At 63.2% G+C, this 24,796-nt stretch carries 27 protein-coding genes; 11 read left to right on the forward strand and 16 right to left on the reverse strand.

Going from position 1 to position 24,796, the window contains the following annotated elements; translation table 11 throughout:
* The first annotated feature begins 46 nt into the window (after nt 1-46).
* Nucleotides 47-880 carry a D-alanyl-D-alanine carboxypeptidase family protein gene (locus Q5H94_RS05665; RefSeq protein WP_304560265.1) on the forward strand — a complete coding sequence of 278 codons (834 nt, stop codon included), beginning with the start codon at nt 47-49 and terminating at the stop codon, nt 878-880.
* A gap of 3 nt (nt 881-883) precedes the next feature.
* Here Q5H94_RS05665 and Q5H94_RS05670 read toward each other — a convergent pair whose 3' ends face one another.
* Nucleotides 884-1,531 carry a murein L,D-transpeptidase catalytic domain family protein gene (locus Q5H94_RS05670; RefSeq protein ID WP_304560266.1) on the reverse strand — a complete coding sequence of 216 codons (648 nt, stop codon included), beginning with the start codon at nt 1,529-1,531 and terminating at the stop codon, nt 884-886.
* A gap of 245 nt (nt 1,532-1,776) precedes the next feature.
* Here Q5H94_RS05670 and Q5H94_RS05675 point away from each other — a divergent pair, with 245 nt between their 5' ends.
* On the forward strand, nt 1,777-2,232 hold the full coding sequence (locus tag Q5H94_RS05675; RefSeq protein ID WP_304560267.1) for a L,D-transpeptidase family protein: 456 nt from the start codon (nt 1,777-1,779) through the stop codon (nt 2,230-2,232).
* Nucleotides 2,233-3,002: 770 nt separating this feature from the next.
* On the opposite strand, the gene Q5H94_RS05680 is transcribed toward Q5H94_RS05675, so the two are convergent.
* The 4 genes from Q5H94_RS05680 to Q5H94_RS05695 form a co-directional block, all read right to left on the reverse strand.
* The gene (locus Q5H94_RS05680; RefSeq protein WP_304560268.1) at nt 3,003-3,572 is read right to left on the reverse strand and encodes a peptidase S14; all 570 of its coding nucleotides are present in this window, start codon (nt 3,570-3,572) and stop codon (nt 3,003-3,005) included.
* 480 nt (nt 3,573-4,052) lie between these two features.
* Nucleotides 4,053-4,691 (reverse strand): YbhB/YbcL family Raf kinase inhibitor-like protein, encoded by a 639-nt coding sequence (locus tag Q5H94_RS05685; RefSeq protein ID WP_304560269.1) that lies wholly within the window; start codon nt 4,689-4,691, stop codon nt 4,053-4,055.
* Between the two features lie 58 nt (nt 4,692-4,749).
* Nucleotides 4,750-5,160 (reverse strand): hypothetical protein, encoded by a 411-nt coding sequence (locus tag Q5H94_RS05690; protein WP_304560270.1) that lies wholly within the window; start codon nt 5,158-5,160, stop codon nt 4,750-4,752.
* Between the two features lie 75 nt (nt 5,161-5,235).
* Entirely contained in the window at nt 5,236-5,814 is a 579-nt protein-coding gene (locus tag Q5H94_RS05695; protein WP_304560271.1) for a DUF4142 domain-containing protein, read from the reverse strand.
* Between the two features lie 170 nt (nt 5,815-5,984).
* Between Q5H94_RS05695 and Q5H94_RS05700 the strand changes: the two genes are divergently transcribed.
* Nucleotides 5,985-6,407, forward strand: coding sequence for a DUF3597 domain-containing protein (locus Q5H94_RS05700; protein ID WP_304560272.1), 423 nt, complete (start codon nt 5,985-5,987; stop codon nt 6,405-6,407).
* 255 nt (nt 6,408-6,662) lie between these two features.
* On the opposite strand, the gene Q5H94_RS05705 is transcribed toward Q5H94_RS05700, so the two are convergent.
* The 4 genes from Q5H94_RS05705 to Q5H94_RS05720 are packed head-to-tail and all read right to left on the reverse strand — an operon-like array spanning nt 6,663 to nt 9,700.
* Nucleotides 6,663-7,100: a pyridoxamine 5'-phosphate oxidase family protein gene (locus Q5H94_RS05705; RefSeq protein ID WP_304560273.1), complete on the reverse strand. Its 438-nt coding sequence runs from the start codon at nt 7,098-7,100 to the stop codon at nt 6,663-6,665.
* Between the two features lie 11 nt (nt 7,101-7,111).
* On the reverse strand, nt 7,112-7,897 hold the full coding sequence (locus tag Q5H94_RS05710) for an SDR family NAD(P)-dependent oxidoreductase (protein ID WP_304560274.1): 786 nt from the start codon (nt 7,895-7,897) through the stop codon (nt 7,112-7,114).
* Nucleotides 7,898-7,907: 10 nt separating this feature from the next.
* Nucleotides 7,908-9,098, reverse strand: a complete 1,191-nt coding sequence (locus tag Q5H94_RS05715) for a zinc-dependent alcohol dehydrogenase (protein WP_304560275.1) — start codon at nt 9,096-9,098, stop codon at nt 7,908-7,910.
* A complete protein-coding gene (locus Q5H94_RS05720) occupies nt 9,098-9,700 on the reverse strand; it encodes an SRPBCC family protein (protein WP_304560276.1) in 603 nt (200 codons plus the stop codon). Before Q5H94_RS05720 ends, Q5H94_RS05715 begins: the two co-directional genes overlap by 1 nt.
* 158 nt (nt 9,701-9,858) lie before the next feature.
* Here Q5H94_RS05720 and Q5H94_RS05725 point away from each other — a divergent pair, with 158 nt between their 5' ends.
* Nucleotides 9,859-10,242, forward strand: a complete 384-nt coding sequence (locus Q5H94_RS05725) for a transglutaminase-like domain-containing protein (protein WP_304560277.1) — start codon at nt 9,859-9,861, stop codon at nt 10,240-10,242.
* A 29-nt stretch (nt 10,243-10,271) separates the two neighbouring features.
* On the opposite strand, the gene Q5H94_RS05730 is transcribed toward Q5H94_RS05725, so the two are convergent.
* The 5 genes from Q5H94_RS05730 to Q5H94_RS05750 form a co-directional block, all read right to left on the reverse strand.
* Complete coding sequence (locus Q5H94_RS05730; RefSeq protein ID WP_304560278.1) at nt 10,272-10,415, reverse strand: hypothetical protein; 144 nt, start codon at nt 10,413-10,415, stop codon at nt 10,272-10,274.
* Nucleotides 10,416-10,666: 251 nt separating this feature from the next.
* Nucleotides 10,667-12,151 (reverse strand): alpha,alpha-trehalase TreA, encoded by a 1,485-nt coding sequence (treA, locus tag Q5H94_RS05735; RefSeq protein ID WP_304560279.1) that lies wholly within the window; start codon nt 12,149-12,151, stop codon nt 10,667-10,669.
* The gene (locus Q5H94_RS05740; protein WP_304560280.1) at nt 12,148-13,377 is read right to left on the reverse strand and encodes an MFS transporter; all 1,230 of its coding nucleotides are present in this window, start codon (nt 13,375-13,377) and stop codon (nt 12,148-12,150) included. Before Q5H94_RS05740 ends, treA begins: the two co-directional genes overlap by 4 nt.
* Nucleotides 13,374-14,390 (reverse strand): alpha/beta hydrolase, encoded by a 1,017-nt coding sequence (locus Q5H94_RS05745; protein WP_304560281.1) that lies wholly within the window; start codon nt 14,388-14,390, stop codon nt 13,374-13,376. The genes Q5H94_RS05740 and Q5H94_RS05745 overlap by 4 nt, the downstream gene beginning before the upstream one ends.
* Nucleotides 14,391-14,501: 111 nt before the next feature.
* The gene (locus Q5H94_RS05750; RefSeq protein ID WP_304560282.1) at nt 14,502-15,620 is read right to left on the reverse strand and encodes a LacI family DNA-binding transcriptional regulator; all 1,119 of its coding nucleotides are present in this window, start codon (nt 15,618-15,620) and stop codon (nt 14,502-14,504) included.
* Between the two features lie 61 nt (nt 15,621-15,681).
* On the opposite strand from Q5H94_RS05750, the gene Q5H94_RS05755 reads away from it, so the two are divergent.
* From Q5H94_RS05755 to Q5H94_RS05765, 3 genes are all read left to right on the forward strand, one after another.
* Nucleotides 15,682-18,135: a TonB-dependent receptor gene (locus Q5H94_RS05755; protein ID WP_304560283.1), complete on the forward strand. Its 2,454-nt coding sequence runs from the start codon at nt 15,682-15,684 to the stop codon at nt 18,133-18,135.
* A 68-nt stretch (nt 18,136-18,203) separates the two neighbouring features.
* On the forward strand, nt 18,204-19,619 hold the full coding sequence (locus Q5H94_RS05760) for a sulfatase family protein (RefSeq protein WP_304560284.1): 1,416 nt from the start codon (nt 18,204-18,206) through the stop codon (nt 19,617-19,619).
* Nucleotides 19,616-21,160, forward strand: a complete 1,545-nt coding sequence (locus tag Q5H94_RS05765) for a sulfatase family protein (protein WP_304560285.1) — start codon at nt 19,616-19,618, stop codon at nt 21,158-21,160. The genes Q5H94_RS05760 and Q5H94_RS05765 overlap by 4 nt, the downstream gene beginning before the upstream one ends.
* A gap of 934 nt (nt 21,161-22,094) precedes the next feature.
* Here the strand turns inward: Q5H94_RS05765 and Q5H94_RS05770 are convergent.
* Nucleotides 22,095-22,325, reverse strand: coding sequence for a hypothetical protein (locus Q5H94_RS05770; RefSeq protein WP_304560286.1), 231 nt, complete (start codon nt 22,323-22,325; stop codon nt 22,095-22,097).
* A gap of 46 nt (nt 22,326-22,371) precedes the next feature.
* Nucleotides 22,372-22,563, reverse strand: coding sequence for a hypothetical protein (locus Q5H94_RS05775; RefSeq protein ID WP_304560287.1), 192 nt, complete (start codon nt 22,561-22,563; stop codon nt 22,372-22,374).
* 229 nt (nt 22,564-22,792) lie between these two features.
* Between Q5H94_RS05775 and Q5H94_RS05780 the strand changes: the two genes are divergently transcribed.
* The 4 genes from Q5H94_RS05780 to Q5H94_RS05795 are packed head-to-tail and all read left to right on the forward strand — an operon-like array spanning nt 22,793 to nt 24,773.
* Nucleotides 22,793-23,323, forward strand: coding sequence for a helix-turn-helix transcriptional regulator (locus Q5H94_RS05780; RefSeq protein ID WP_304560288.1), 531 nt, complete (start codon nt 22,793-22,795; stop codon nt 23,321-23,323).
* Between the two features lie 43 nt (nt 23,324-23,366).
* Complete coding sequence (locus Q5H94_RS05785) at nt 23,367-23,717, forward strand: hypothetical protein (RefSeq protein ID WP_304560289.1); 351 nt, start codon at nt 23,367-23,369, stop codon at nt 23,715-23,717.
* A 43-nt stretch (nt 23,718-23,760) separates the two neighbouring features.
* Entirely contained in the window at nt 23,761-24,207 is a 447-nt protein-coding gene (locus Q5H94_RS05790) for a hypothetical protein (protein WP_304560290.1), read from the forward strand.
* Complete coding sequence (locus tag Q5H94_RS05795) at nt 24,114-24,773, forward strand: JAB domain-containing protein (protein WP_304560291.1); 660 nt, start codon at nt 24,114-24,116, stop codon at nt 24,771-24,773. Before Q5H94_RS05790 ends, Q5H94_RS05795 begins: the two co-directional genes overlap by 94 nt.
* The last annotated feature ends 23 nt before the right edge of the window (nt 24,774-24,796 follow it).

Here is a 24,796-nt window from a genome sequence, read left to right on the forward strand (position 1 = left end):
CCCCGCCGTTTTGCAGCACACGCAGCGCGGCTGCACAGGAAGACGAATGGTCCTCGCAAAATTCATCCTACTCGTGCGGTTCGCTATCTGCCTGTGCGTGCTCGGCTGTCTGACTCTGATGCCTTGGGCATCCGCGCGTAAAGCGCGACCGCGGCCAGTCGCGGAGTTGCTGGTAAATGCCACGACCGGGACTATTCTCGCTGCGCATCTGCCGGACGTTTCACGCCGGCCTGCGTCGCTCGCGAAGATCATGGCGCTGTATCTGGTGTTCGACGCTATCGACGCCGGCCGCCTGCACCTCGACGACAAGGTCCGGATATCGCGGCGCGCGGAACGACAGCCGCCTTCGACCATGGGCCTTCCCGAAGGCAGGTCATTGACCGTGCGCGCTGCGATCCAGGCCATTGCGGTTCACTCCGCGAACGACGTCACCGTTGCGATCGCCGAGAAAATCGCCGGCAGCGAGCGCGCGTTCGCAACAGCGATGACCGCCAAGGCGCGCAAGCTCGGCATGAGCAGCACGCGCTTCCACAACGCCACCGGGCTGACCGATCCCGCCAATACGACCACGGCACGGGACATGGCGACCCTCGCAAGGGCGTTGCTGCGAAATCACCCGCGCGATTATGCGGTGTTCGCGACGCGGTCCATTCGCTGGCGGTCGCTGCCGATGATCAACCACAACCATATGCTCGGCAAGGTGCAGGGCGTCGACGGGATCAAGACCGGTTACACCGCCGATGCGGGTTACAACATCGTGAGCTCCGCAAAGCGGCGGGGACGACGGGTCATCGCCGTCGTTCTCGGCGCGGAATCGGTGCACGCACGCGATGCGCGTGCAGCCAAGCTCGTGGACTTCAGTTTTGCGCGCAAGCGCTGATCGTCAGACCTTCGCGGAGTAGATCATGCGGCCCTGGCCGAGGCGCGCGAAAACCTGCTTGAGATCGCTCTCGCCGACCGCGAAACATCCCTGGCTGCGTCCGAGCTGGCCATGCGTTCGCAGCATGTCCGCGTTTGCGTACCAGGCGGCGTGAACGACCAGCGCGCGCGACAAGGCGTTGCTGTTGGTAGGATCGAGCCCGATCAGTCGCTGCGACTTGCCGTGTTTGCCAATGTAATAGTCCGAAGCGAGGAAAGCGCCCTCGCTCGACGCATTGGACCCTTCCGCGTTCGAGAACCGCTGGAGGAAGCCGGTATGGGCGGGATCGCTGCCGCTCCCGTGCGCGACCAGCAAGGTGGTCGCCATGCCGTTTGCCATATCGACCAGAAAGAAACGCGGCCGCGACGAGGGCTGCGCGAAATCCGCGATGGCAATCCGGTCGTGATGTGGGATCTGCGATCCGTGACGCTGGAGCGAGGCCAATGCGCTGCGCAGGAGTTCCGGACGTATGACGCGGCTCGACGCCAACGGCTGCACCGTGGCCGGCACGGCTGCCGCGACTGCCATGCGCGGGATGGCTGCAACGCTGGCGAGTGCCAGCCCGGCTTTGCCGAAAGACCGTCGTGACAACGCGATGTTCCGATACTCCATTTGCGGTCGATACCCCATAAGCGTGCAATTTGGTTGTAGCGTTGATCGATGAGCGGCCGATGAGCGGAATCCGATCGGTTCCCATCCGGAGATGGCGCCTGTCCGACGCCTGGGTCGCCCTATCGCAACAATTGCGTACATGCCGATTATAGGATCGAAAATCAAGGCTTTGCGTTCACCTCTTCAGACAATTGCCCGGGCACCGTGCTTCGCGATCGGCGGCCGGTATGTCGAAAGGTAGGCTAATGGCATCGTTGCTATTCCGCTGTGGCCAGTACGCCGCGGCCGCTGCTCTCATACTCCCGCTCGTGGCGCACGCGCGCGACGCAGAGCCGACGGCTGACGTCGTGGCGATGCTCAGTGCGGGCGATTTCGTCTGGGACAGCGCTCACAAAGTCCCGGCGAACGCCACCGGCACGCGCATCGTTATCAGCATCGCCGACCAGAAGCTGTACGTCTATCGGGGGGCGACGCTGCTTGCCGTCTCTGCGGTTTCCACGGGCAAGCCCGGTCACGACACGCCGACGGGTGAGTTCAAGATCCTCCAGAAGCAGGTCGATCACAAATCCAGTCTCTATGACGACGCGCCCATGCCGTACATGCAGCGGCTTACCTGGGACGGTGTCGCAATTCACGCCGGGCGCGATCCAGGCTTTGCGGACTCACATGGCTGCGTTCGCGTGCCCTTAGCTTTCGCGTAGAAACTGTTCGCCGCGACGCGCCTGGGCGCGCGGGTTTCGATCACGGACGAGAGCCTGGCCCCCTACCCCACGCCGGATGCCCAAGCGATAGCTGACCCCCTAGATCTAGCACTCGAGACTCCCACGCTGCCAGATAACCCACAGTCTGTGCGCTAGCAGGTCGGTCGCGCAAAATCAGGAGAAGAATTAAACAACGGCCGGGTCTAAGGCTTATAGCGCAAATATCTCTAGAGTGTTCGACGTGAGCTTTTGAGATCGAGTAAGGTGGGTCCGAGGAGGAACAGGTGATCGACGCAGCCGCAAGCGTCGAGACAGTCCTCGTCGTCGACGATGAGGCGAGCATACGGCCTTTATCGATAAGGTCCTGGATGCAATCGATTATACCGTCATCGGCACCGCCGACGGCGCGGCCGGACTCAAGGTTTGCAATCAGGCGCAAGGATCGAGCCGCTGATACCGGATGTCGGACTTCCCAACGGAATGAACAGCAGACAGGGCGCCGACGCGGCACGGGCGCTCAGGGCTTGCCCGAACGTTCTCTTCATCACCGGGTCCGCGGAGAATGCCGCGGTCGGTAGCGGTCATCTTGAACTCAAATGGAATTGCTGACCAAACCGTTCATGATGCAGGCTCTGGCAGCAAAAGTTGCTGGCATAATGGCCTAGTCCAATACTGCGTGAATTGCCCGACATGTGCAACGAGCGCCTATGAATCGCGTCTCACCTAAACGTCGCGAGCCGGACGGTTCGTTACCGCTCCCGCAGATCCCTTCAAAGCACCGCTGCGATCAGACCAAGACTTTGCGCCTGATTGGCCTCGACATACCAGTTGGCGGGCGCCTTGGTCAGGACCTCGTCCATCGTTACGCTCGATCCGCGGATAAGATTCTCGAACCCTTCGTTCTGAATGGCGATTGACGCTTCGATCTCGTGCAGCGTCGCCTTGACGGTGGCCACACAGGTTGTGAGCGGACCGTCGATCGTCAGCTGCTTCGAAAGCTTGCGCTCATGGATCATCAGCCTTGTGCCGCGCGTGAGATAGCGATTGGGAAGCGCGAAGAAGCTCATGAAGGTGGTGCCCGCCGAATAGATCGCGGCCTTGCCGAGGAAGACGAACCGGCGGCTCGTGTCAAGATCGCTCAGGAAACGGATATCCTCGCCCATCATCCGCGCGACTTCCGGATCGCCCCCGAGCGTAGAGAGCTCGATGACGACCAGCCCGGTCTGCGGCGCGGTGGCGAGCTGCTCGCGGAAACTCTTGTACATCTCGTAATCGACGGTGCCCGAAAGCAAGACCGACGGCACCGCGAAATCGGCTGCGGCGAGGATCGTGTCGTTCATGGTCTTTCCTGAATGATGCGGCCTCGCGCAACGCGGCGCGACGCCGAAGGTTCAACTAGGCCGCATGGACATCGACCTTTTTTTTCATTTCCAGAAACGCAGTGCGCGGCAGGTCGCGATGAAGCCGTGGCGTCCTTAGCCTCGGCGAGCTGAACGAACCCATCGGCATCGACACCTTGTCAGCCGGCCGCCAACTTAATTTGAAATAGGGCCGCGTCCGCGTAAGCGGCCTAAATCGTATTCCTGTGCCCGGCCCCACGGCCGCTGCGACTGGCAGGATAGTCGGCGTTTCATTGCTCCCGCGCGATCGGAGCGCGCAAACGGGGGAGCGGTCGCATCCTTGAGGCTGTCGTCGATCTGATCCTGCACCGCCCCGTCGGGCGCTCAACCGTTCGCCATTACGGCAAGCCTTCCAAGTCACCGGCACGACGAAATCAGATCGGCTTCGCGATGTTCCAAGACCGCGACCGACCCGCAGTGTCAGCCTTTAACGGCTAGTCCGTCGGCGGCCAGACGGACACCTGTGTTAGCTACATCGGGTTCGCCACGGGAATAGGTGCCTATCAGCACGCCTGCACCCAGGACGCGGCCCCTCAGCGCCTCGACAAAATCCGACCGGCCGGGGTTGGGCGCCAGGGCAGGCCCATCGCCGAGCGCGAACAGTTGAAACACATAGTCATGCGACCCGTGTCCGGTCGGGGGATCGGGCGGCAGCCAACCTTCGCCGAGAAAGCTGTTGCGACCGATATCGGTTGCACCGGGCTCGCCCGACCCGTCCGGGCGGATCGCGCCTTCTTCAAGACGGCGAAGATCCGCCGGGAGATTCCAGGCAATGGCATGGACAAGGGGTCGCGTGGCCGGCGCGTCAGGATCTTCGACGATCAGCGCAAAACTTCGCGTCCCCGATGGCGGATCGCGCCACATCAAAGGTGGCGAGACACCGGTGCCATCGGCGGTAAAGCGTTCCGGCAAGCGACCACCCTCGCCGAACGCGAGACTGGCAAGATCTAGATCATGCGCGGTGCCCGCGAATTCGGGCTGCGCGATGACGAGCTTCTCGGACCCGGCACGGACATTGCGCAACAGGTGGCCGAGCCAATGGGGGACATATTCGAGCATCTTGAACTTTCGTTCGCAAAGGAAGCGCGAGTGAAGCCGCGCCGCCGGGACGGGCGCGTTACGCGGCCGTCGCCACGGGCTGCTTCGGGGCGGTGCCAACAAGCGCGATGGCGAGCGCAGCACCGATCGCCGCGCCGATCGCGATTGTCAGCGCCGGGCGGGCCGCCGCGCCTTTCTGCATATCAGCGGCGACAACGCCGGCATCCTGCTCGTTAATCGATTGACCGATCTTACGAATGCGACCGGTCACGTCTGTCACGAGCGAGTGAATCTCGGGCCCGAGCGGCAAATTCGCCTCTCCAAGATAGTGATCGAGCGTATCGGCCGCACCGACGACAATGTTGCCGACTTTTGCGATCTGCTGGTTGGCCATCGTCACGGCGAATTGGGGAATTGCCGACCCATTGCCGCCGTCGGCTGTGAATGCCTGCTGATCCGTAGGTGTTTCAAGGGTCTCATGTTCGGGCATAGGGGCTCCTGGATTGCAAAGTTGCGGCGGGGTTCGCGTGGCCGGCCGACCGCGGGGCGACCGGTCGGGACGATTCTAGGCCTTGAGTCCCTTGGCCATGTTGAGATGCGCCGTGACCGTCGGCACGAGATCGCTCGCGAATGCCTTCAGCGCCGGGACGTCCCCGGTCGCCGCATAAGCCTTGAGCGCGTCGAGCGTCTGCTGGTGGCCGCCCGTTTGCGCGTCGATATAGGCCTTGTCGAAATCCGCACCCTTCAATGTCTTGAGTGCGTCCAGTTTCGACTGCTGATCGGCGGTTAGCGTCGGATCGGGCGTGATCGCCGGCGACAAGCCCGCCGCCGTCGATTTGAGCTTGTCGGTCGATTTCGTGTGCGCATCGATCATCATCTGCGCGAATTTCTTGACCGATGCGGAAGTCGACGTCTCCAGGGCGGCCTTGGACGTCGCGATCTCGAAGGCGTCACTCGATGCTGCGGTGTTCGCGAACGTCTGGCCGCCACTGGCTGCGGGTGCCGGTGCCACGGCAACGGTGTTCGTGGTCGTGTCACTGACCGTCGTGGCGTTAGAAGTGACGTCGGTCGATTCCGTCTTGTGACCGCAAGCCGACAGCGTGAGCGTAGCTGCCGAAAGGAGCACCAAGCTTTTGATCTTCATGATTTTCGTCTCCTGTTGAAGCATCGTGATAGCCTTGCGTTTTAACGGCCCGCAGCGGGCGTCGTTCCGTGATGCGGCAACGGCGATCGGGATGCAGCGGACCCTTGTTTGCTGGCCTTCGTTACCGGGAAAGCGATTCTCAGATCGCAGAACGACCACGGGAGCGAACGATGAGCATTTTCGGCAGCATCATGGGCAAGATCTTCGGTCATGCCAGCGCCACTCCGACACCGGCATCCCCTCAAGCGACCGCCGATGCGCCTGCGTCTTCACCGGCCTCGTCAGCGCCTTCGCCGACGCCGACACAGGCTCCCACATCTGCCGCACCCGCGGCGCCGGTCGACGTCGGTGCGGTGCTGAGTGAGATGGCGTCGATGAAGGAAGGCGGCGGCAATTATCAGACGTCGATCGTCGACCTGCTCAAGCTGCTCGATCTCGATTCCAGCCTGTCAGCACGCAAAGCACTGGCAGATGAACTCAACGTTCATGCCGGGGCGGACGGCAGCGCCGAAGAGAATATCGCGCTTCACAAGGCGGTGATGGCGAAGCTCGCAGAAAATGGCGGTGTGGTGCCCGACAGCTTGCGCGGCTAAAGGCCGAGCGGGGCTCGCCCAACGAGCAGGTCCCGCTCCCTTCTTGCAGCATTCAGTCAGAACATCAGCGGCCTCTGGTCAAACGCCACACTGTGTCGCCGACATCGTCCACGATCAGCAGCGCGCCCTGAGCGAACGACCGACAGTCCGACCGGTCGCGGCTGACTTGAAACAGTTCCGCCAGCCATAACGCTCCCTTTTCGTTTGCAATGAAAAAGATACGATCGCGGGATGCAGGTCGTTTCGGACTGACGATCAGCCCGGAAGCGTCACCTCGCCCTGATCCTCGCCATTCCAATAATGCAAGCGCTCGGCATGCACCTTGATGAGCGTAAGGCACAGCGTGTCGACGCCCTGTTTGAACCAGCGGTCGAGATCGCTGTTCCAATGCGCCTCGAACAGGCCCTTGTCGCGCAGGATCTCGGCTTTGCCTTCAGCTGCGATGAACATCGGCGGCTTGCCGAGCAGGCTGACATTGCCGTGCAGCGTGAGCCCGACGTTCGGATTGCTCTCGATATCGGTGACGGTCTTGGTGTCGTCGAGCGCGAAGAACCAGCTGTCGCCGTCATAATCGACGTCGCGGTTGTTGCTCATCGGCCGTGCGGCGAGGCCGCCGTCGGGCGACTGTGTGGTCAGCATCGTGAAGTCGATGTCACGCATGACCTCGGCGAGATCGGCGAGTTTCTTGGCCATCGTGATGACCCTCAATCCTGCGCCGAGCCGGGTTCGGCCATCTTGCGGTGCTGCTCGGCAAGAACCGATGCAGGCGTCACATGCGCGAGTGCCGCCTGCACCTTATTCTTCCAGCCCGAAACGATGCTGGCCTTGCCTGCCATCAAGGCGTCCCAGCCGTCCTTGGCGACGTCTGCAGGCTCGCTCTTGCTGTCGGAGGCGCCGACCGAGGTATCGAGCATGTCGGCGCGGTCGAAGAATTCGGTCTCGACCGGCCCCGGCATCAGCGTCGTCAGCGTGACGCCTTTGGCCTCCTTGATCTCGTTGCGGAGCGCATCGGTGAAGCTGTCGACGAACGCTTTGGTGCCGTTGTAGACAGCCTGGAAGCTGCCGGGGATGAAGCCGGCGATTGACCCGGTCACGAGCACCTTGCCGTCGTCGCGCGCGACCATGTCCTTCAGCACCTTCTGCAGCAGATACGCCGTTCCGGTGATGTTGGTATCGACCACGCGTCGCCAGTCGGCGAGATCCTGGTCGAGAAACCCGTGGCCGAGTCCACGCCCGGCATTGGCGCAAAGCAGGTCGATGCGCCGCCCGCCGGCTGCCGCGAGCAACATGTCTACGCCTTCGATGGTGGAGAGATCGGCCTCGACCGATTGCACGTCGGTGCCGAACTGCTTGAAATCGGTCGCCGCTGCGTCGATCAGCGGCTCATCGGCGACGACGAGAATGTCGTAGCCGTCCTTCGCCGCAAGCGTTGCCAGTTCAAAGCCGATGCCGGTCGAGGCACCCGTGATGATCGCGAATTTGTCAGCCATCATCTCTCTCCTATTCGGCCGCGACGGCGAAGTCGGGCTTGAGCACGACCTTCGTCACTTCGTTCTGGTTGTCGTGGAACATCTTGTAGCCCTTGGGCGCATCCTCGAGGCCCATGCGGTGCGAGATCAGGAACTCGGTATCGATCTTGCCCTCCATGATCGCGTTGAGAAGCGCGGGCATGTAGTGCTGAACGTGAGTCTGGCCGGTCTTGAGGGTCAGGCCTTTCTCCATGAAAGCACCGAGCGGGAACTTGTCTACGAAGCCGCCATAGACAGCGGGCATTGAGACCCGCCCGCCCTTGCGGCAGGCATGGATCGCCTGGCGGATGGAGTGGGTGCGGTCCGTGCCGAGAAACGTCGACTTCTTGATCTGGTCGAGCACGTTGTCGACGAAGAAGCCGTGCGCCTCTAGCCCGACAGCATCGATCACCGCATCGGGGCCGATCCCGCCGGTCATCTCCATCAGCGCCTCGTAAGTCGCACTCTCCTCAAAATTGATCGTCTCGGCGCCGAACTTCTTCGCCAGCTCCAGCCGGTGCGGGAAATGGTCGATCGCGATCACCCGGTCCGCGCCCATCAGGAACGCCGACTGCACTGCAAACAACCCCACGGGTCCGCAGCCCCAGACCGCGACGATATCGCCGGGCTCGATCTGCGCATTCTCCGCCGCCATCCATCCGGTCGGCAGGATGTCGGAGAGGAACAGCACCTTCTCGTCCTCGACGCCGTCGGGGATGACGATCGGGCCGACGTCGCTGAACGGCACGCGGACATATTCCGCCTGACCGCCGGCATAGCCGCCGGTGAGATGACTGTAGCCGAACAGGCCGGACATCGGCTGCCCGTACAGTTCTTGGCCGATGTCCTGATTGTCTGCCGGCAGGCCATTGTCACAGGCCGAATATTGGTGCTTGCCGCAATGGTAACAGCTGCCGCAGGCGATGGTGAACGGGACGACGACGCGCTGACCTTTCTGCAGCTTCGACTTCGGTCCGACCTCGACCACCTCGCCCATAAATTCATGGCCGAGGATGTCACCCGACTGCATCGTCGGGATATAGCCGTCGTAGAGGTGGAGATCCGATCCGCAGATCGCGGTCGACGTCACCTTGATGATCGCGTCGCGCGGGTTGAGGATTTCAGGATCATCGACCGTATCGACGCGGACGTCGTGGCGGCCGTGCCAGGTGAGCGCGCGCATCAGGCCTTCTCCTCTTCGAGCTGCTTCTTCGTGAACGAGGCCGTGGCGATCTCGCCGGTTTCCATGAGCTGCTTGAAGCGCCGGAGATCGCGCCGCGCCTGGATCGCCGGCTCGCGCTGGAACATCTTGGCGATGAGCTTGCCGATCGTGCCCGCAGGCGGATCGTAAAGGATCGTCGCGGTGACGACCGCGCCGCGCGCCCCCGCGTCACGGAAATCGATACGGCCGCTATTCGGCACGTCCGCGCCGTCTTCGGACACCCAGGCGATCAGTTCGTTTTCGCGCTCCTCGGTGACGACCGCGTTCCATTCGACCGTCTTGCCGCCGGGTGCCTTCACGACCCAGTGCGAGCGCTTGTCGTCGATCGGAGAAACCGACACGACATTGTCCATAAAGGTCGCGAGATTCCCGAAGTCACGCCAGTACGCGTAGAGCTCAGCGACGGGCCGGTTGATCGTAACGGCACGGCCGACGATCGAAGTGGCAGCGCCCTGCCCCGGCTTGTCGATCAGGGTTTTGGTGGCGTCGTCTACCGCGTCCCTGCGCTTGGATGCAGCGAGCGGCGCATCGTCGGCGGGGCGCGTGTCGGCTTCATCGGCCACGGCTCGTCTCCTGTCTGTTGGTCTGATACCTAAAGCGAGCGAGCGCGTTGCAAGTTCCTGTCAGTATCCGCTTGTTTCGTGCGCGAAACCAATATGTTAATGCTCGTTACTACTCACGTACACAACGCTCGCTTCCTTTCCGCGGTCAGAGGATTTCGTTGAAACTTCGCCCGCCCCCTTCCGAATCGGACAACCCTGATCGCCGCACGGTGGTTGAGGGCAGCCCCGTGGCGGGTGTCAGTCTCGCAGCAGGCCCGACTCTCGCTGAAGAGGCTAAAGCCGTGTGCCGCTGCATGAACATCCCGGCCCGCCACTGCACCGGCTATAGGGGCGACAAGGGCCTGCCCACACTGGTCGGTGACATGGATTTCTCGGCGTGCTCCGAGGCCTATCTGGGTGGCCGCTCATACGTGTTCGACACACGGCATAACTATCCGCGAAAGTGCTGCACCCTGATGGCGCGGGGCCGCGACGCGATCGATGTCGCACTGACCAACAGATCCGGACCGGCGCAGCTCACGCGCTCCGATCTACACCAATGAGGACCGGCTTGGGATCATCGAAGGCGCGTCTAGACGAGGTGCCGATCGCGCAGCAGCGACAATTCCTCGGGCGGGCGGCCGCGAAAGTCAATGAATGAGGTGGCAGGATCGCGGTCGTTGCCATGCGCCAGCACTCCGTACCGAAAGCGCGCCGCAAGCACCGGATCGAACACGTCGCCAACTTCCGTAAAGGCCGCGAAACTTTACGATTCCTCATCACGCCTTTGCGTTTGATCTAGCTTGTGCCGAAATCGAAATTCGCCAGGATTTGCTCAGCACCGAAAGCCAGATCGACGAAAGGACTGACGTACTTAAATTAAGCCTTGGCGCAACGCTCCGACGGGCTAAATCAACCGCTTCCTAATGGACCTTCTGGGCCGGGAGTGGGCCGGCAGCTTTCGGCTCGCGACCGAACAGACCGGCCCTATCGCTGGAGCAATTCCAGGGTGACGCCGTTGGTCCAACCGAAGCCAATTTCGGTGCCGTATTCGCCGCCGCCGCCGGCGGTGCCGCGCTCGACATCGTATTTTTCCAGCAACTGGCCGGTCTCGCGGTAAAATCTGTCGATCATGCGCAGCCAATGCTGCGCAATAGTGTCGGCAAGGTCGGTCTGGCCGTATGCGCGCAAACCGGCGACGGCGACCCATTGCAGCGGGGCCCAGCCGTTCGGGCTATCCCATTGCTGGAAGGTACATGCCTCGGTCGTCACCAAACCGCCAGGCCGAAGCAATCGCCTGAGCGCATTGGCGATCGCCAGCGTGCGCTCGGGCGGAGCGATACGCGTAAAAAGGACGAACCCAAGCGCCGCCGTCACTAAGTCGTCGCACGCATTGCGATCCAGGTCATAATCGGCATAGCAACCGGCCGTCCCGTTCCAAAGATGCCGATCGAATGCGGCGGCACGATCTGCTGCGCGCTTTGTAAAGGCGTGCGCCGCGGCGGCGTCGCCAAGCGCTTCGCTCTCTGCGGCGATGGCATGTTCAAGTCCGTACAAAAGCGCGTTCAGATCGGTCGGCAGCAATCGCGTCGTTCGGATCGTCGCGAGCGTCGCGCGGTCGCCGAGCCAGCGCGAGCTGAAGTCCCACCCACTTTCCGCAGCCGCGCGCAGATCACGCCACAGTTCCTGCGAGTCGCGACCCGGCGTCGCGCGCGCAAGTTCCACATCCTCGCGCCAGGATTCGTCGCGCGGCGCGGCGCGATCGTCCCAATACCGGTTGAGTAGCGCGCCATCTGCGAGCCGGACGACGCGGCGGTGTTCGCCGGGCGCCGCCAGCATATCCTCGCCCGCCATCCAGAAATCATGTTCGACCCGCATCCAGCCGAGCCGCTGGCGCCGCGCCGCCTCGCTCTTGTCCTGTGACAGAGCGGCCATGAGATAAAAGACCGGCGGGTGTGATCGGCTGAGATAGTAACTGCGCGTGCCGTTGGGGATGTGGCCGTAGCGCGTCAGCAGGTCGCCGAAGATCGCGATCATGTCCTCGACCAGATCCTGCCGGCCGGAGCGCGCGAGGCCGAGCATCGTGAAGTAGCTATCCCAGTAATACAGCTCGCGGAAACGGCCGCCCGGCACGACGTGACGGCGCGTCAGCGGCAGCAGCGATCCGCCCGCATCCGGCCGGTCCGGCTCCCGGGTCAGGCTCGGCCACAATGCGGTGATGTGGTCCGCGAGCGGCAGCGCGTCGGCCGGTGCCGCGGTCGCATGATCTTCTGGCAGAATGAAATTGGCGAGCACGAAAGCCCTTAGCGCGGCATCGTCCGTTCCGGCCCGCGCCCGCGCCCAATCCTCGAGGATCGCTGCGACCGGGCGGCGCGGAACGGCGTCGGCGAAGGTCTTGGAATCCGGGAACAGCCCGCGCTCTTGCACGGCGGCGAACAGCGGCCCCCAGATATCGGACGGCGTCGGTGTCATGCGGCCGCCCCGCTACCCTGCCGACGACGAATGATCGGCAGGATCAGCGCGATCAGCGCCATCGGCACCAGCGTGAAATAGAAAGCAAGAGTACCGGGCAGATGCTGAAACAGCATGCCGGTGATGAAGGAGCCGATCGTCCCGCCAAGCGCGGAGAAGATCACGATCAATCCCATCATCGCGGCATGGCGGTGGCGCGGCAGCGCGCTCAGCGCGACGGAGCAGAGCGTCGGGTAGATCGGCGCGAGGAACACGCCGAGCAGCGGGAAGAGATACGCCGCAATCGGCGCGTGGAACCAGTCCACCGCCGCATTCGGCTGCACACCCTTGGCGAGCGGCAGCGACAGCAGCACCAGCGCCGCGACGCAGACGAGGCACCCCAGCAACGCGGGCAGCCACGCGACACGCCGCAGCACCACGCCCGAGGCGAGCCGCCCCAAGGCTGAGGCCCCGACGAAGATGCTCGCCAGTTGTACGCTCATCGCCGCTGGCAGGTGCAGCACCTCGTTGTTGAAGGTCGGCAGCCAGGTGCCGACGCTCTGTTCGATCAGCACGTAGAAGAACAGCCCGGCCAGCACCGCCAGACTCGCCGGCAGGATCGCGAGGCGCGCCATCTCGCCCCAATGCGCGTTTTCGGATCCTTCGGGTGCGGCGGCACCGCGTTCATCGATCGGCGTGACGGTCCACAGGAGCGCCATCGCCGCGAACGCCGCGCCGAGCGCCCAATAGACGCGCAGCCAGCCGTTGCCGCTGTCATCGAGCGCGATGAACCAGCCGAACAGCCACACACCGGCGAGGATGCCGGCCATGAACACGCCCTCGATGATGCCGGTGATGCTGGCATGATCGTTCGGGTCGCGCGCCAGCAGGCCGATCGTCGCATAGGTCGCGACCTTGGCGATCGCGAAGCTGAGGCCGATCACGACGAACAGCGCCTGCATCGCGAAAAACCCGCCCGCGAACGACACGGCGAAGCACGCCAGCGCCATCAGCGCCAGAACGGCGATCAGCGCGCGGCGGAAGCCGAACAGCGGCACCCGCGTCGCGACGAGGAAGGAGACCGCCACGACGGTCAGGTCCTTGCAGGCCTCCAGCGTGGAGCCCATCGGCTTGGTCGCGTCGAAGTGGCGGATCGATTGTAGGATGACGACGCCCACACTGTTCATCATCACACCGAGCAGGGCGTAAGTGAGGGCGAGCGCGACGATGACGCGGAGGCGGCTCATTTCTTGTCCCCTGCCGCGAGATGGCGATCGAAGAAGCCCGCGATCAGGCGGAATGCCTCCATCGATTCGGGCATGTCCGGCCACATGAAGAAAGCGTGCGGCAGGCCGTCGAAGAGATAGAGTTCCGACGGCACGCCGGCCGCCGCAAGACGGCGATGCGCCAGCGTCAGCGCGCTGGCGGCGAAATCACGGCTGCCGGCCAGCAGCAGCGTCGGCGGCATGGCGCGCGTCGCATCGTCGGAAAGCAGCGCATAGGCCCGCGCGTCGGTCAGCGGAACGCCGGTGAGATAGGGGCTGACCGGCGGCGTCGTCACCGGCGCGGCGCCGGTTAACGGGCCGGACAGGAGCAGGCTGTCGCCGGTATAAGGCGCGCCGGTGCTGCAGAAGGTGCCGATCGCGCCGGGGCGCGGCAGCCCCTCGCCCTGTAGCGACGCGGTGGTCTGCGCGACCAGTGCGCCGCCCGCCGAACAGCCGTAGAGGCCGATGGCCTCCGCCCGGTAGGTCTTGAGAAGGACTCGGTAGACCGAACTCATGTCCTGCGATGCGGCGGGGAAATGGTGGTCTGGCGCGAGGCGGTAGTCGATCGTCACCACGCGCACCCGCATCACCGCCGCGATCGGGATCGCCTCGACCAGCGCGCCGCTGCCCGCGCCCCACAGGAACGCGCCGCCATGCGCGTTGATCAGAACACGGCCGCGATTGGCCGGACTGATGCCCTCGGCCGGCTCGACCACGTCGACACCGACCCCGCCGATCGTCTCGTGATGAACGATCGTCTTGAAGCGGCGTTGCATCTCGCCGAGGCGATCGTCGTTAAAACGCTGGTAGAAAGCGCGCTGCTTGGGGATGTTGCCGGCAATGTCGGCAGGCGCGGCCGCCGCGTCCATACGTTTGAGGATCGCGACCGCTTCCGGGCTCAACTGGTTCGACGGAGGCAGAGAGAAACCCGGCACTGCCACCTGCGCGCTGGTGGCCGAAAACGCCACGCACGACGCGGCGACAGCGAGCATCATTCTTAGCCGCGCACCGATCACCGACAGTCCCCTCCACCTGGCGGGAGTAAATGCTCCTCGCGTTCCGTGATCGAGTAGGTCGCCATGAAAAGGTTTTCAAGAAAAAGCTGATCACGTCTCGCGGATCACCATCTCGGTAGGAAGCAGGGTAGATCGCGCCCGCGCACCGTCGAGCTGCTGCATCAGTTTCTCTACGAGCAGCGCACCCGCGACGTCGGTCTTTTGGTTGATCGTGGTAAGCGCCGGCGTGAAGTGCGCCGCCGGAGGTATGTCGTTGTAACCAACCAGAGAATAGTCGCGCGGAGCGGTCAGGCCGTGCTCGCGAAATGCGCCCACTGCAGCCATCGCCGCCGTGTCGGAGAAGGCGAAAACCGCGTCGGGGCGGGCTCCACTGACGAGATAGGAGGATACCGTCTGCGCGGTGGCGGTGAACGCCATCGATACGATCGGCAGGAAATCGACAGTGATGCCCTCGGCCGGGTCGGCCTCTTGGCAGAGCCCCTCGTAGCGCAGGCGCAGCTCCTCGTGGCGGATATCGCCGAGAAACAGCCAGCGCCTGCGAGCTCGTTCGCGGAAATATCTGCCGGCCAGCCGGCCGCCGCGAATATTGTCACTTCCCACCGCGCAATAGCCCGCATCCTTGCCCACCGCCCCCCATACCACCATCGGCACGTTGCGTTGGGCCATCGTCCGCAACATCGCGTCGCGCGTCCCCTGCCCGAGAATGATAAAGCCGTCGGCACCACGCGCACGGTAGAAATCTTCGAAAGCGCGCGCGTCGTCGAGGCCCGGCGGGGACAGCAGCAGCTCTTGGTCGCGGATTGAAAGCGCCTCGGAAACACCTGCAAGCAGCTCAAAAATAAAGGGATCGCCGATCGCCCCGTGTCTGTGTGAAGCGAAATCGAGCATCACCGCGACAGTTCCGGTCCGTGCCTGACGCAGTTTCTGCGCATTGCGATTGACGACGTACCCCTGTTCGCGCGCGACATCGAGGACACGCGCGCGCGTCTCTTCGGTAACGAGCGGACTGTCGTTGAGAACGCGCGACACCGTAGGCATCGATACATTCGCGAGCCGCGCAATGTCCTGCATCGTCGGGCGAGAAGCGCGTGCGCCGCGCTCCGGCGTTTTCGACAGATCATCGCTCATGAGAAAGACCGTAAGCGAGCCCGCGGTAGTGTGGCAAGCCTGCAACAGCGCATTTGACGATACTCTTGAAATGGATTTCATTACGATTTAGCTAGCGACCCACCAAGGCAATCATGCCGGTTTATTCGCAAGGGGAGGATTTATGATCCGCACCGCTATCTATTTGCTCAGCGCCGCACCGCTCGCGCTTTCCGCCCAAATCGCCCACGCCCAGTCGGAGCCCGTCTCGACACCTGACACCGCAGCGCCCGCTGCGGACGAACCGGTGCAGAGCGACATCATCGTGGTCGGCACCGCCGGCGGCGGCACGCGCCGTCAGGATGCCGCCTTCGCCGTCACCACGCTTAGCAGCGATGCGATCACCCGCGCCGCGCCGACCAGCACGGCCGACATCCTCCGCACTGTTCCCGGCGTCATGGCCGAAAGCTCGGGCGGCCAGAACGGCGCGAATATCTTCGTGCGCGGCTATCCTGCCGGCGGCGATGCGCAATTCGTGACCTTCCAGATCGCCGGCGTGCCGATCTTTCCACCCTCGACGCTGTCGTTCCTAGAGAACTCGCAACTCATCCGCCTCGACGAGACGGTCGAGCGCGTTGAGGCCGTGCGCGGCGGCACGGGCTCGCTGTTCTCGGCGGGGCAGCCCGGGCTCACCGTCAACGTCGTGCCGCGCATCGGCGGCAAGACGCTGAAGGGCTTTGCGAAATTCTCGATCACCGATTACGGCGACAAGCGCGGCGACGCTTGGATTTCCGGTCCGCTGAACCAGGACACCACCTTCATGGTCGGCGGCTATTACGCGCAGGGCCACGGCATCCGTAACCCCGGCTTTGACGCAGAAAAGGGCGGTCAGATCACCGCCAACATCCATCATGATTTCGACGGGCGCGGCTCGCTCGAAGTCTATGGTCGTTACCTCAACGATCACGGTCAGTGGCTGCTGACGATGCCGGTCGTGCAGAACGGAACGCAGATCAGCCAGTATCCGGGCTTCTCCGGCAACAGCAACAGCCTGATCGGCCCGGAGACGCAGGTCGTCACCAACGCCGCGGGCCGCCGTATCGACATCTCGGACGGTCGCGGCGCGAAGATTTTCAACGCCGGCATCACCTTCGATTATGAAGTCGCCGACGGGCTGCGCGTGCGTGAACGTACCGCCTATCTCGGCGGCACGGCCAACACCAACGGCCTCGTGCCGGTTGCGGCACCGACCACGGCGGCGGCGATGGCGGTTACGCTCGGCGGTGCGGGCTCGACGGTCGGTTCGCTCAACTATGCCAACGGCGGCGGCGCGGTTTCGACCGGCGCCAGCACGCAGGTGCTGCAGGCCGGCGCGTGGAACGTCCAGAAAAAGATCACCTCGTTCGTCACCGACTCGGCACTCGAGTGGAAGACCGGCGGCAACACGCTGACGGGCGGCTTCTATTACGCGAACTACACGACTCATGATAATTGGGCGCTCGGCAACAACGTCCTGCTGACGGCGACGCCCAACGCGCGCCTACTCAGCCTGACGCTCGGCGATGGCCGCGTCGCCTCCAGCACGACCGGCACCAGCGGCGGCCAGGGCTTCCTCGTGGACGGCAGCTACACCGGCAACGACTACGCCTTCTACGCGGTCGACGAGCTCCAGATCACGCCGGAACTGCGGGTCGATGGCGGCATCCGCTGGCAGCGCCATGAGGTGACGGGCCAGGTTCGCACGCCGGGCGGCACCGTCAACGTCGATGGCAACGCCAACACGCTGTACGACAACGTCTCCAACGTCCTCGGAACGACGCCGCAGGTCATCAATTACGGTGCGGAAGCCTGGTCGTGGACGGTTGGCGCAAATTACGACTTCTCGCGCAATCTGGGCGTCTTCGCGCGCTACAGCCGTGGCAACAGCTTCCCGCAGTTCGACAATCTGCGCGGGCTGAGCGACTCGGCCATCGCCGCGCACACCGGCACGGCGGTGACGGCGAAGGTCGATACCTATGAAGGCGGGGTGAAATATTCGAGCCCGCTGCTCAACCTGTATCTGACGGTGTTCCACAACAAGTTCGACGGTCTGGCGACGACGCAGATCGTCACGCTGCCGGGCGGCGGGACGGGCGTGGTGTCCTCGATCGGCGGCGCGAAGGCGACCGGCGTCGAGCTCGAAGGCGTGGTGCGGCCGGTGCAGTGGTTCAGCCTGACGGCGTCGGGCACGTATCTCGACGGCACCTATCAGGGCTATTTCACCAACAACGGCCTGAACAACAACACCGGCAACATGGTGCAGCGTCAGCCGAAATGGGCCTGGCGCGTTACCCCGGCGCTCGACGTGAATGTCGGGGGGCTGAAGCCGTCGCTCTACGCGACGGTGCAATATACCGGCGATCGTTTCTCCGATCCTGAAAACCAGCAGCTCCTGCCGCATTTCTACCAGGTCGATGCGGGTGTGTCGGTGACGATCGCCGATCGCTACACGTTTCAGGTGACGGGCAACAACCTCACCAACGAATTCGGTTTAACGGAGGGCAATCCCCGCCAGATCGGCTCGCAGGGCGCAGGCGTGGTGCTGGCGCGTCCGATCCTCGGCCGCTCGTTCCGCTTCAGCGCGGCGGTGAAGTTTTAAGGTGCTCCCCGAGTGCCCGCTTTCGGTTCCCCTGCCGGAAGCGGGCCATTTTCGTATAAGGAGTGCGCATGGATCGGCGTGACGTCCTGAAGGGTATCGCGGGTGTCGCGGCGGTCTCCGCCGCGCCGCTGCGCGCGGTGGCGGCCACACCGCCGAAACGCAACGTCCTGCTGCTGATCTCCGACGATCAGGGGCTCGATGCCGGCTGTTACGGATTGGGCATCAAGACGCCGCGCCTCGATCGGCTGGCGCGTGAGGGCACGCGCTTCACCCAGGGCTACGCCACCGTCTCGTCGTGCAGCCCGAGCCGCGCGTCGATCTATACCGGGCTCTATACGCACCAGAACGGCATGTACGGTCTGGGCCATGACGTGCACCACCAGTCGCTGCTGCCGGGCATAGAGACGTTGCCGGCGATGCTGCGCCGGGCAGGCTATGCGACCGCGCTGGCCGGCAAGAAGCACGTCGGGCCTGACGCCGCCTTCCCGTACGAAGCGGAACTGGTGCCGGAACGCAGCGGCATCCGCGACGTCCACGAACTGTCGGTCGCAGCGGCCAGCTTCATCCGCGCGAGCGACGACCGCCCCTTCTTCGTGACGGTCGGCTACAGCGATCCGCACCGTGCGGCAGGCGGCTACGGCAACGGCCCCGCATGGCCGGGCGTGAAACCGGTCATCTACGATCCGAAGCGCGTGCCGATTCCATCGCATTTGCCCGATCTGCCGGCTGTGCGGCAGGATCTGGCGGATTATTACCAGTCGATCAGCCGGCTCGACAGCGGCATCGGCATGTTGCTCGACGATCTCGCCGCGATGGGCCGCGCGGACGATACGCTGGTGATCTTCCTGAGCGACAACGGCCGCCCCTTCCCTGCTGCCAAGACCAATCTCTACGATCCGGGCCTGCATCTGCCGCTGATCGTTCGCGCGCCGGGCGCGGCCCCTTCCATCAACGATGCGATGGTGAGTTGGGTCGATGTCGCGCCGACGATCCTCGCGTGGACCGGTGCTGCCGGGCCGAATTACAAACTGTCCGGCCAGTCGCTGCTGCCGCTGCTCGGCAAGGCGGGCGATCCGGCGCGCGACGCGGTGTTCGCCAGCCACGATTTCCACGAGATCAATCAATATTATCCGATGCGCGCGATCCGCACGCGGACCCACAGCTACATCCTCAACCTCGCGCATCCGCTCGATTATCCGATCGCGGGGGATGTCGCCGGATCGCCGAGCTGGCAGGCGATCGCCGCCGATCCGGCGATCCTGCTCGGCAAGCGCACGCAGGCGGCCTATCTGAAGCGTCCGGCCGAGGAACTCTACGACCTGAAGCGCGATCCCGATGAGGTGGTGAACGTGGCGAACGACCCCGCCTATGCCGCCGTGAAGGCGCAGCTCGCCGAACGCCTGCGGGCAAGCCGCGCGGCCACCAAGGATCCGTGGCTCGCCGGGCAGACCGATCCCTACAGCCATGTGGGCAAGCACGAATGAGCGACAGTCCCGATCGCCGCGGCGTCCTTCTGGCCGGCAGCCTCGGCGCATTCGGGCTCTACAGCTGGGCGGCGGGCGCGGAGGCCGCGACACCGCAATCGCTGACGACACTCAGGCGCAAGCCCGGCTTGAAGCCGAAGAACATCCTGTTCGTCCTCACCGACGATCATCGTTACGACGCGCTCGGCTTCATGAAGACACAAGGCTTCGGCGACACGCCGACGCTCGACCGGCTGGCGCGCGAGGGCGTGCATTTCCGCAACGCCTTCGTCACCACCGCGCTCTGCTCGCCGAGCCGCGCGTCGATCTTCACCGGCCTCTACGCGCACCAGCACCGGGTGGTGGACAACAACCATCCGATCCCGCCCGGCCTCGTCTATTATCCGCAATATCTGCAGCATGCCGGGTACGAGACCGCCTTCATCGGCAAGTGGCACATGGGCATCGAAACCGACGCCCCGCAGCCGGGCTTCGACCGCTGGGTCAGTTTCAAGGGCCAAGGCCATTATCTGCCGCATGAGGACGGCCTCAACGTCGACGGCCACAAGGTGGCGCAGAAGGGCTATATCACCGACGAGCTGACCGATTATGCGCTCGACTGGATCGGCAGGCGCGACGGCAAGCGGCCGTGGATGATGCACTTCGCGCACAAGGCGGTGCATGCCGAGTTCATCCCGGCGGAGCGCCACAAGGGCCGCTACGACAAGGAGACGTTCCGCTATCCCGACAGCATGAAGCCTGGCGTGCCCGGCCGGCCGATGTGGGTGGAGAACCAGCGCAACAGCTGGCACGGCGTCGATTATCCCTATCACGGCAAGCTCGACATCGGCGATTACTACAAGCGCTACATGGAGACCTTGCTGGCGGTCGACGAAGGCCTGGCCAAGATCATGGCGTTGCTGGCGCGGCGGGGCGAACTCGACGATACGCTGATCGTCTATATGGGCGACAACGGCTTCATGTTCGGCGAACACGGCCTGATTGATAAGCGGGCCGCCTACGAAGAATCGATGCGTGTGCCGCTGATCGCGCGCTGCCCGTCGCTGTTCGGGCGCGGTGCGGTGGAGCAGGTCGTCGCTAATATCGACATCGCGCCGACCATGCTCGCGGCGGCAGGGCTGGAAGCGCCTACGCACATGGCGGGCGCGGACATACTGCCGCTGATCGGCGGACGGGACGTGCCGTGGCGCAAGGAGCTGCTTTACGAATATTATTGGGAGCGCAATTTCCCGCAAACGCCGACCGTTCACGCGCTGCGCGAGGAGCGCTACAAATATATGCATTTCCACGGCATCTGGGATACCGACGAACTTTATGACCTGACCGCCGATCCGCAAGAAAGCGACAATCTGCTCGCTCGTCCTGGTCACGAGGCGATGGCGGAGCGAATGAGCACGAAACTGTTCGACCTGCTCGAGAAAACAGGCGGGATGCAAATCCCGCTCAGCGCCGACGCCGGTGAACGCAACGAACTGCGTAATCCAGCAGGATCCTCGGGTGCTTCTTTCCCCTCACGCTTCTTCCGGCCGCCTTTACGCTAAAGGCCGATGTTGCCCGTCGCTCTGAACCGAAGTGTCGCGGTCTCAGCAAGAAACGGCAGGTTTTGGGTTTTGTGTAGGCGTCTTCGAGCGGCGACAATTTGAGGCGCGTTGCGGCGGGTGTGACGAAAACTCGGGCGGTTAATCGCCACCGGTACCATTCACCTGGCCGAATTGGGAGATCGAACCCGGCTGTACCCACTATTTGGCTATTTAATTGCGCACCCTTGAATCGGCACGACGGCGCGGCGCTCGTCCGCCGTTGCGATCCGCGCCGCCGAGCCGACGCAAGATCCTGGCGCGGTGATGATAGTGACGTACCGAGGTGGGCGCGATATGCGGGGTACCGATGATCCGTCTTTTCTCGCCTACGTGGTGGACGAGACTCAGAAGGAGCCGCCTGTTTACGGGCTCGGCTGCAATCACGCCCGCTGATCGCGCGATTCAGCACGTCCAAACCTCAACGTGGTCGATTTAAGACGTGTTTGCCGTTCAGATTCTTCGTCGTGATGTTCGCCAATCCCATAGATATGCCTGTATCAATTCGAAACTATCGCCACCGCGCAGCCGGTTGCACTGCAGCAATCATTGTGGTGCCTTGGCGCCCATGCGTATCTTCTGTTTGCTCGGGCATCGACGAGCCGATGGCGTCCTCCACGGCATGATTTTTTTGGGTGAATGTCGAACCTGCGCGACGCCGGTTGTAAAGCGGCCCGGTGGGCGCTGGTATCCGATCCCAAAAGGCTACCGTGTGGTCTGGAGAAAGGAAGGGCAGCACGCGCTCCCGCCGCGAGAACTACTGTCGCGGGCGAGGAAGGAAGCTCCATTTCTCCACCGCCGCCGATCGCGACATGTCGATCCTATGTCTGCCTACCGAATCGAATAATTCAAACCGACCGCAAGTTCGTTGGGCGAATGGCCCTCTGTCACTCGTCCTCTAGGGGCACTTGGCAAAACGACCCTTGGCATTGCGGCACTTGCCGTCCTTGCCCTTCGAAATGCCGGTGCTCGTCGCCTTTGCAGGCTCCGGGCATTTCACGAACTTGCCCTTGGCGTCCTTACAGGGCTTGGCGGCGAGCGCCGGAGTAGCCGACAACGCCAGCGATGCGACGGCGAGCAGTGCGATGCGGATCAGTACATTCCTCCTGCCGAAAGTCGGTGAGCGCAAACTATCCCGGTGCTGGGTCGATCGCAATATCGACGCCCAAATCCGCTCAGGACTTCGGCACCGCCAGCCGATCCAATTCCACGGGAATCTTATGGAACCGTTCGACGCTGGCGCCATCGCGCGCCAATGCCAGTGCTCCGATCCGCTTCACAATCCACCACGGCGCACGATCGTTATGCATGCGCCGGATGGTCAGCGGCTCAGGAAGACGCTCCGTTTCTGGCCTCAGTGCAGTCACGACTGCGGCTCGGTCAATCCGTAGTTCCAATCGGCGGGAGGAAGACCCTCATGACCAAGCGCACACAAAGCGTCGTTTAGCCTGATCGCAACGTCAGTGAGATGAAGCGAGTCCGCGATGCGCAACGACGCCTCAATGGCGACCGCGAGTTCGTCGAGACTCATTTCGTTGGACACGTTTCCATGCTTCTCCAGCTTCCGCTCAACGCCCCCTCGCGTACATTACCAGCGTGAGCCCACGAGTCGAATCGCTGACAAAGACACAGGTCGAGTGCCTCAGAGCCAAATGGGATGGCATGACCGACGCTGAAATCGCGAAAATGCGGAATACATCGAGGCGCGTGGTAGAAATGCACAACGCCGAATCTCGACGAAAACTGCGCACTAACACTACTGAAAGCGCAGCAAAAATAGCCGCTCGAGAATTGGGGTGGCCACCTTCGGATCGACCTTCGGATCGCAAATCCGAACTATCTCAAACTTCGATTTTCCCGCCAGCCATCTCCCACGGCCTGGAGCAGGCCACGGAGACTTCCGCGTTACGGGACATCGGTTGGAACTACGATCCGCCGCCGGCACGCATTTCGCCGTGGCCTCTCCGATCAAGGGGAGCACGCCGCAATGACCTGAGTATCTCGACACGCAATCTCTGGATCATCGCTATCGCGATCGGGATGCCAGCGGTTTTGGTGCTCTGCATGATGATGGGCGACTATCTGGGTCGGCTCGTCGCCGGCATTTCCCACTTCCTCGGCCCTTGATCGCTTCATTTGCCGAAATTCATTCGGCTCAGGGGGTATCATCATGCTGAACCATCGTCTCGCTGCGGCCCGTAAGGTCGCTGCGCATCTCATGCCGGCTGAAGCCGACCTCGAAAGCTCCATCGTTCGGAATGCACGTCTACAGATCGCGATCGTCGAAGCGCGTCAGGAAGCCAAGGCCCCGAAGAACCTTGGTGCAGCCGCTCTTGTGCACCTTGCCGACGCCGGCCAAGCCCTGGCAGCGGCCTGGACCTCCATGACGAGCGCCCATTCCGCGCTGCACGAAGATCAACGACTGGCCGGTCTCAGCACCTTCGCCTTTGGCGATGTTGACGAGACGCCGACCAAAACGACCGGCATTCACGCCGAACCAGTCCTGCGCGAAGTCGCCTGACGCCGCATTGACGGGATAGAGCAAGTGCGGTCTTCATATCTGCGTGTGGCATATAGGCGCCTTTCTGATCTGGTTGACCATGTGCTGCGGACTCGCCGCTTTGGTGGGTGGGGCGGCCGAGCGGCGAGCGGCGGCGTTGCTGGTTCTGGCATACGTCGCATCCTTCATCGCGGCCCGGATACGCGCCCACTCTCAATACACGGCAGTGTATTACGACGCCTGGATCATCGACCTGCTCCTCCTGATCGCTCTCTACGTTCTGGCGATACGATCGACCCGGTTCTGGCCGATGTGGCTGGTCGCGATACATGTGCTAGCGGTGATCGCGCACCTGCTTCGGGTCATCGACCCCCTGATGATGTTCGAGGGCTATTACGGGATCATCAATCTTGCGGGATGGCCGATGGCGGGGATTGTCGGGATCGCAGCATTTCGGCATCGCTATCGGGTCCGGCGCTTCGGCAGCGATCCGTCCTTCGCGACCTTCTGAGTTGTGCCAGACCGGGTAATGCAGACGTCTGGGCGGAACGGCTGCTCAACGAATACGGCACGCTCTACGCCGTCATACGGGGACCGGCTCGTCGCACCCTTCCGTTTTTGAACGGATGTTACGATGCCCTCGACCTGCTGCAGACGATGCATGCCTGCCATCTGGAGATGCTCCGGGGAGAGGTGGAAGAACGGGAGCCTCTCACCGGGGAAGACGCGGTTCAGTATCTGACGGCTGCAATTGGTCACGAGGAAACCGAGGTCGTCTGGGCGCTCTTCCTGGACCACCGATACCGGCTGATCAAAAGCGAGGCGCTGTTCCGGGGCGGCTTTGACAGCTGTAACATTGAAGTCGGCATGATCATGCGTCGCGCGCTGGAACTCGAGGCGCGTGCTCTGCTCCTCGCGCACAATCATCCCAGCGGTGACTGCACGCCAAGCCACGCGGACAAGATTCTCACCTCTCAAATCGCCAGGGCCGGGAAGGACCTTTCCGTAACGTTGGTAGATCATCTGATCATATCTGCGGAATCGTTCACGAGCTTCCGCAGAGAATTGCTGCTGTGATCCTCTCGTTTGGCGCTGTCCTA

Origin of the sequence: Sphingomonas immobilis (genome assembly GCF_030580995.1) — a bacterium.
Lineage (GTDB): Bacteria > Pseudomonadota > Alphaproteobacteria > Sphingomonadales > Sphingomonadaceae > Sphingomonas > Sphingomonas immobilis.

What these genes read in the sequence shown, in the direction of transcription:
- Q5H94_RS05700 (WP_304560272.1), top strand. Translation starts at nt 5,985, where the DNA reads ATGAGCATTTTCGGCAGCATCATGGGCAAGATCTTCGGTCATGCCAGC.
- Q5H94_RS05750 (WP_304560282.1), bottom strand. Translation starts at nt 15,620, where the DNA reads ATGAAATCCATTTCAAGAGTATCGTCAAATGCGCTGTTGCAGGCTTGC.
- Q5H94_RS05680 (WP_304560268.1), bottom strand. Translation starts at nt 3,572, where the DNA reads ATGAACGACACGATCCTCGCCGCAGCCGATTTCGCGGTGCCGTCGGTC.
- Q5H94_RS05670 (WP_304560266.1), bottom strand. Translation starts at nt 1,531, where the DNA reads ATGGAGTATCGGAACATCGCGTTGTCACGACGGTCTTTCGGCAAAGCC.
- Q5H94_RS05710 (WP_304560274.1), bottom strand. Translation starts at nt 7,897, where the DNA reads ATGGCTGACAAATTCGCGATCATCACGGGTGCCTCGACCGGCATCGGC.
- Q5H94_RS05705 (WP_304560273.1), bottom strand. Translation starts at nt 7,100, where the DNA reads ATGGCCAAGAAACTCGCCGATCTCGCCGAGGTCATGCGTGACATCGAC.
- treA (WP_304560279.1), bottom strand. Translation starts at nt 12,151, where the DNA reads ATGACACCGACGCCGTCCGATATCTGGGGGCCGCTGTTCGCCGCCGTG.
- Q5H94_RS05765 (WP_304560285.1), top strand. Translation starts at nt 19,616, where the DNA reads ATGAGCGACAGTCCCGATCGCCGCGGCGTCCTTCTGGCCGGCAGCCTC.
- Q5H94_RS05745 (WP_304560281.1), bottom strand. Translation starts at nt 14,390, where the DNA reads ATGATGCTCGCTGTCGCCGCGTCGTGCGTGGCGTTTTCGGCCACCAGC.
- Q5H94_RS05715 (WP_304560275.1), bottom strand. Translation starts at nt 9,098, where the DNA reads ATGCGCGCGCTCACCTGGCACGGCCGCCACGACGTCCGCGTCGATACG.
- Q5H94_RS05740 (WP_304560280.1), bottom strand. Translation starts at nt 13,377, where the DNA reads ATGAGCCGCCTCCGCGTCATCGTCGCGCTCGCCCTCACTTACGCCCTG.
- Q5H94_RS05685 (WP_304560269.1), bottom strand. Translation starts at nt 4,691, where the DNA reads ATGCTCGAATATGTCCCCCATTGGCTCGGCCACCTGTTGCGCAATGTC.
- Q5H94_RS05760 (WP_304560284.1), top strand. Translation starts at nt 18,204, where the DNA reads ATGGATCGGCGTGACGTCCTGAAGGGTATCGCGGGTGTCGCGGCGGTC.
- Q5H94_RS05675 (WP_304560267.1), top strand. Translation starts at nt 1,777, where the DNA reads ATGGCATCGTTGCTATTCCGCTGTGGCCAGTACGCCGCGGCCGCTGCT.
- Q5H94_RS05690 (WP_304560270.1), bottom strand. Translation starts at nt 5,160, where the DNA reads ATGCCCGAACATGAGACCCTTGAAACACCTACGGATCAGCAGGCATTC.
- Q5H94_RS05785 (WP_304560289.1), top strand. Translation starts at nt 23,367, where the DNA reads ATGCTGAACCATCGTCTCGCTGCGGCCCGTAAGGTCGCTGCGCATCTC.
- Q5H94_RS05755 (WP_304560283.1), top strand. Translation starts at nt 15,682, where the DNA reads ATGATCCGCACCGCTATCTATTTGCTCAGCGCCGCACCGCTCGCGCTT.
- Q5H94_RS05665 (WP_304560265.1), top strand. Translation starts at nt 47, where the DNA reads ATGGTCCTCGCAAAATTCATCCTACTCGTGCGGTTCGCTATCTGCCTG.
- Q5H94_RS05695 (WP_304560271.1), bottom strand. Translation starts at nt 5,814, where the DNA reads ATGAAGATCAAAAGCTTGGTGCTCCTTTCGGCAGCTACGCTCACGCTG.
- Q5H94_RS05795 (WP_304560291.1), top strand. Translation starts at nt 24,114, where the DNA reads ATGGCCGATGGCGGGGATTGTCGGGATCGCAGCATTTCGGCATCGCTA.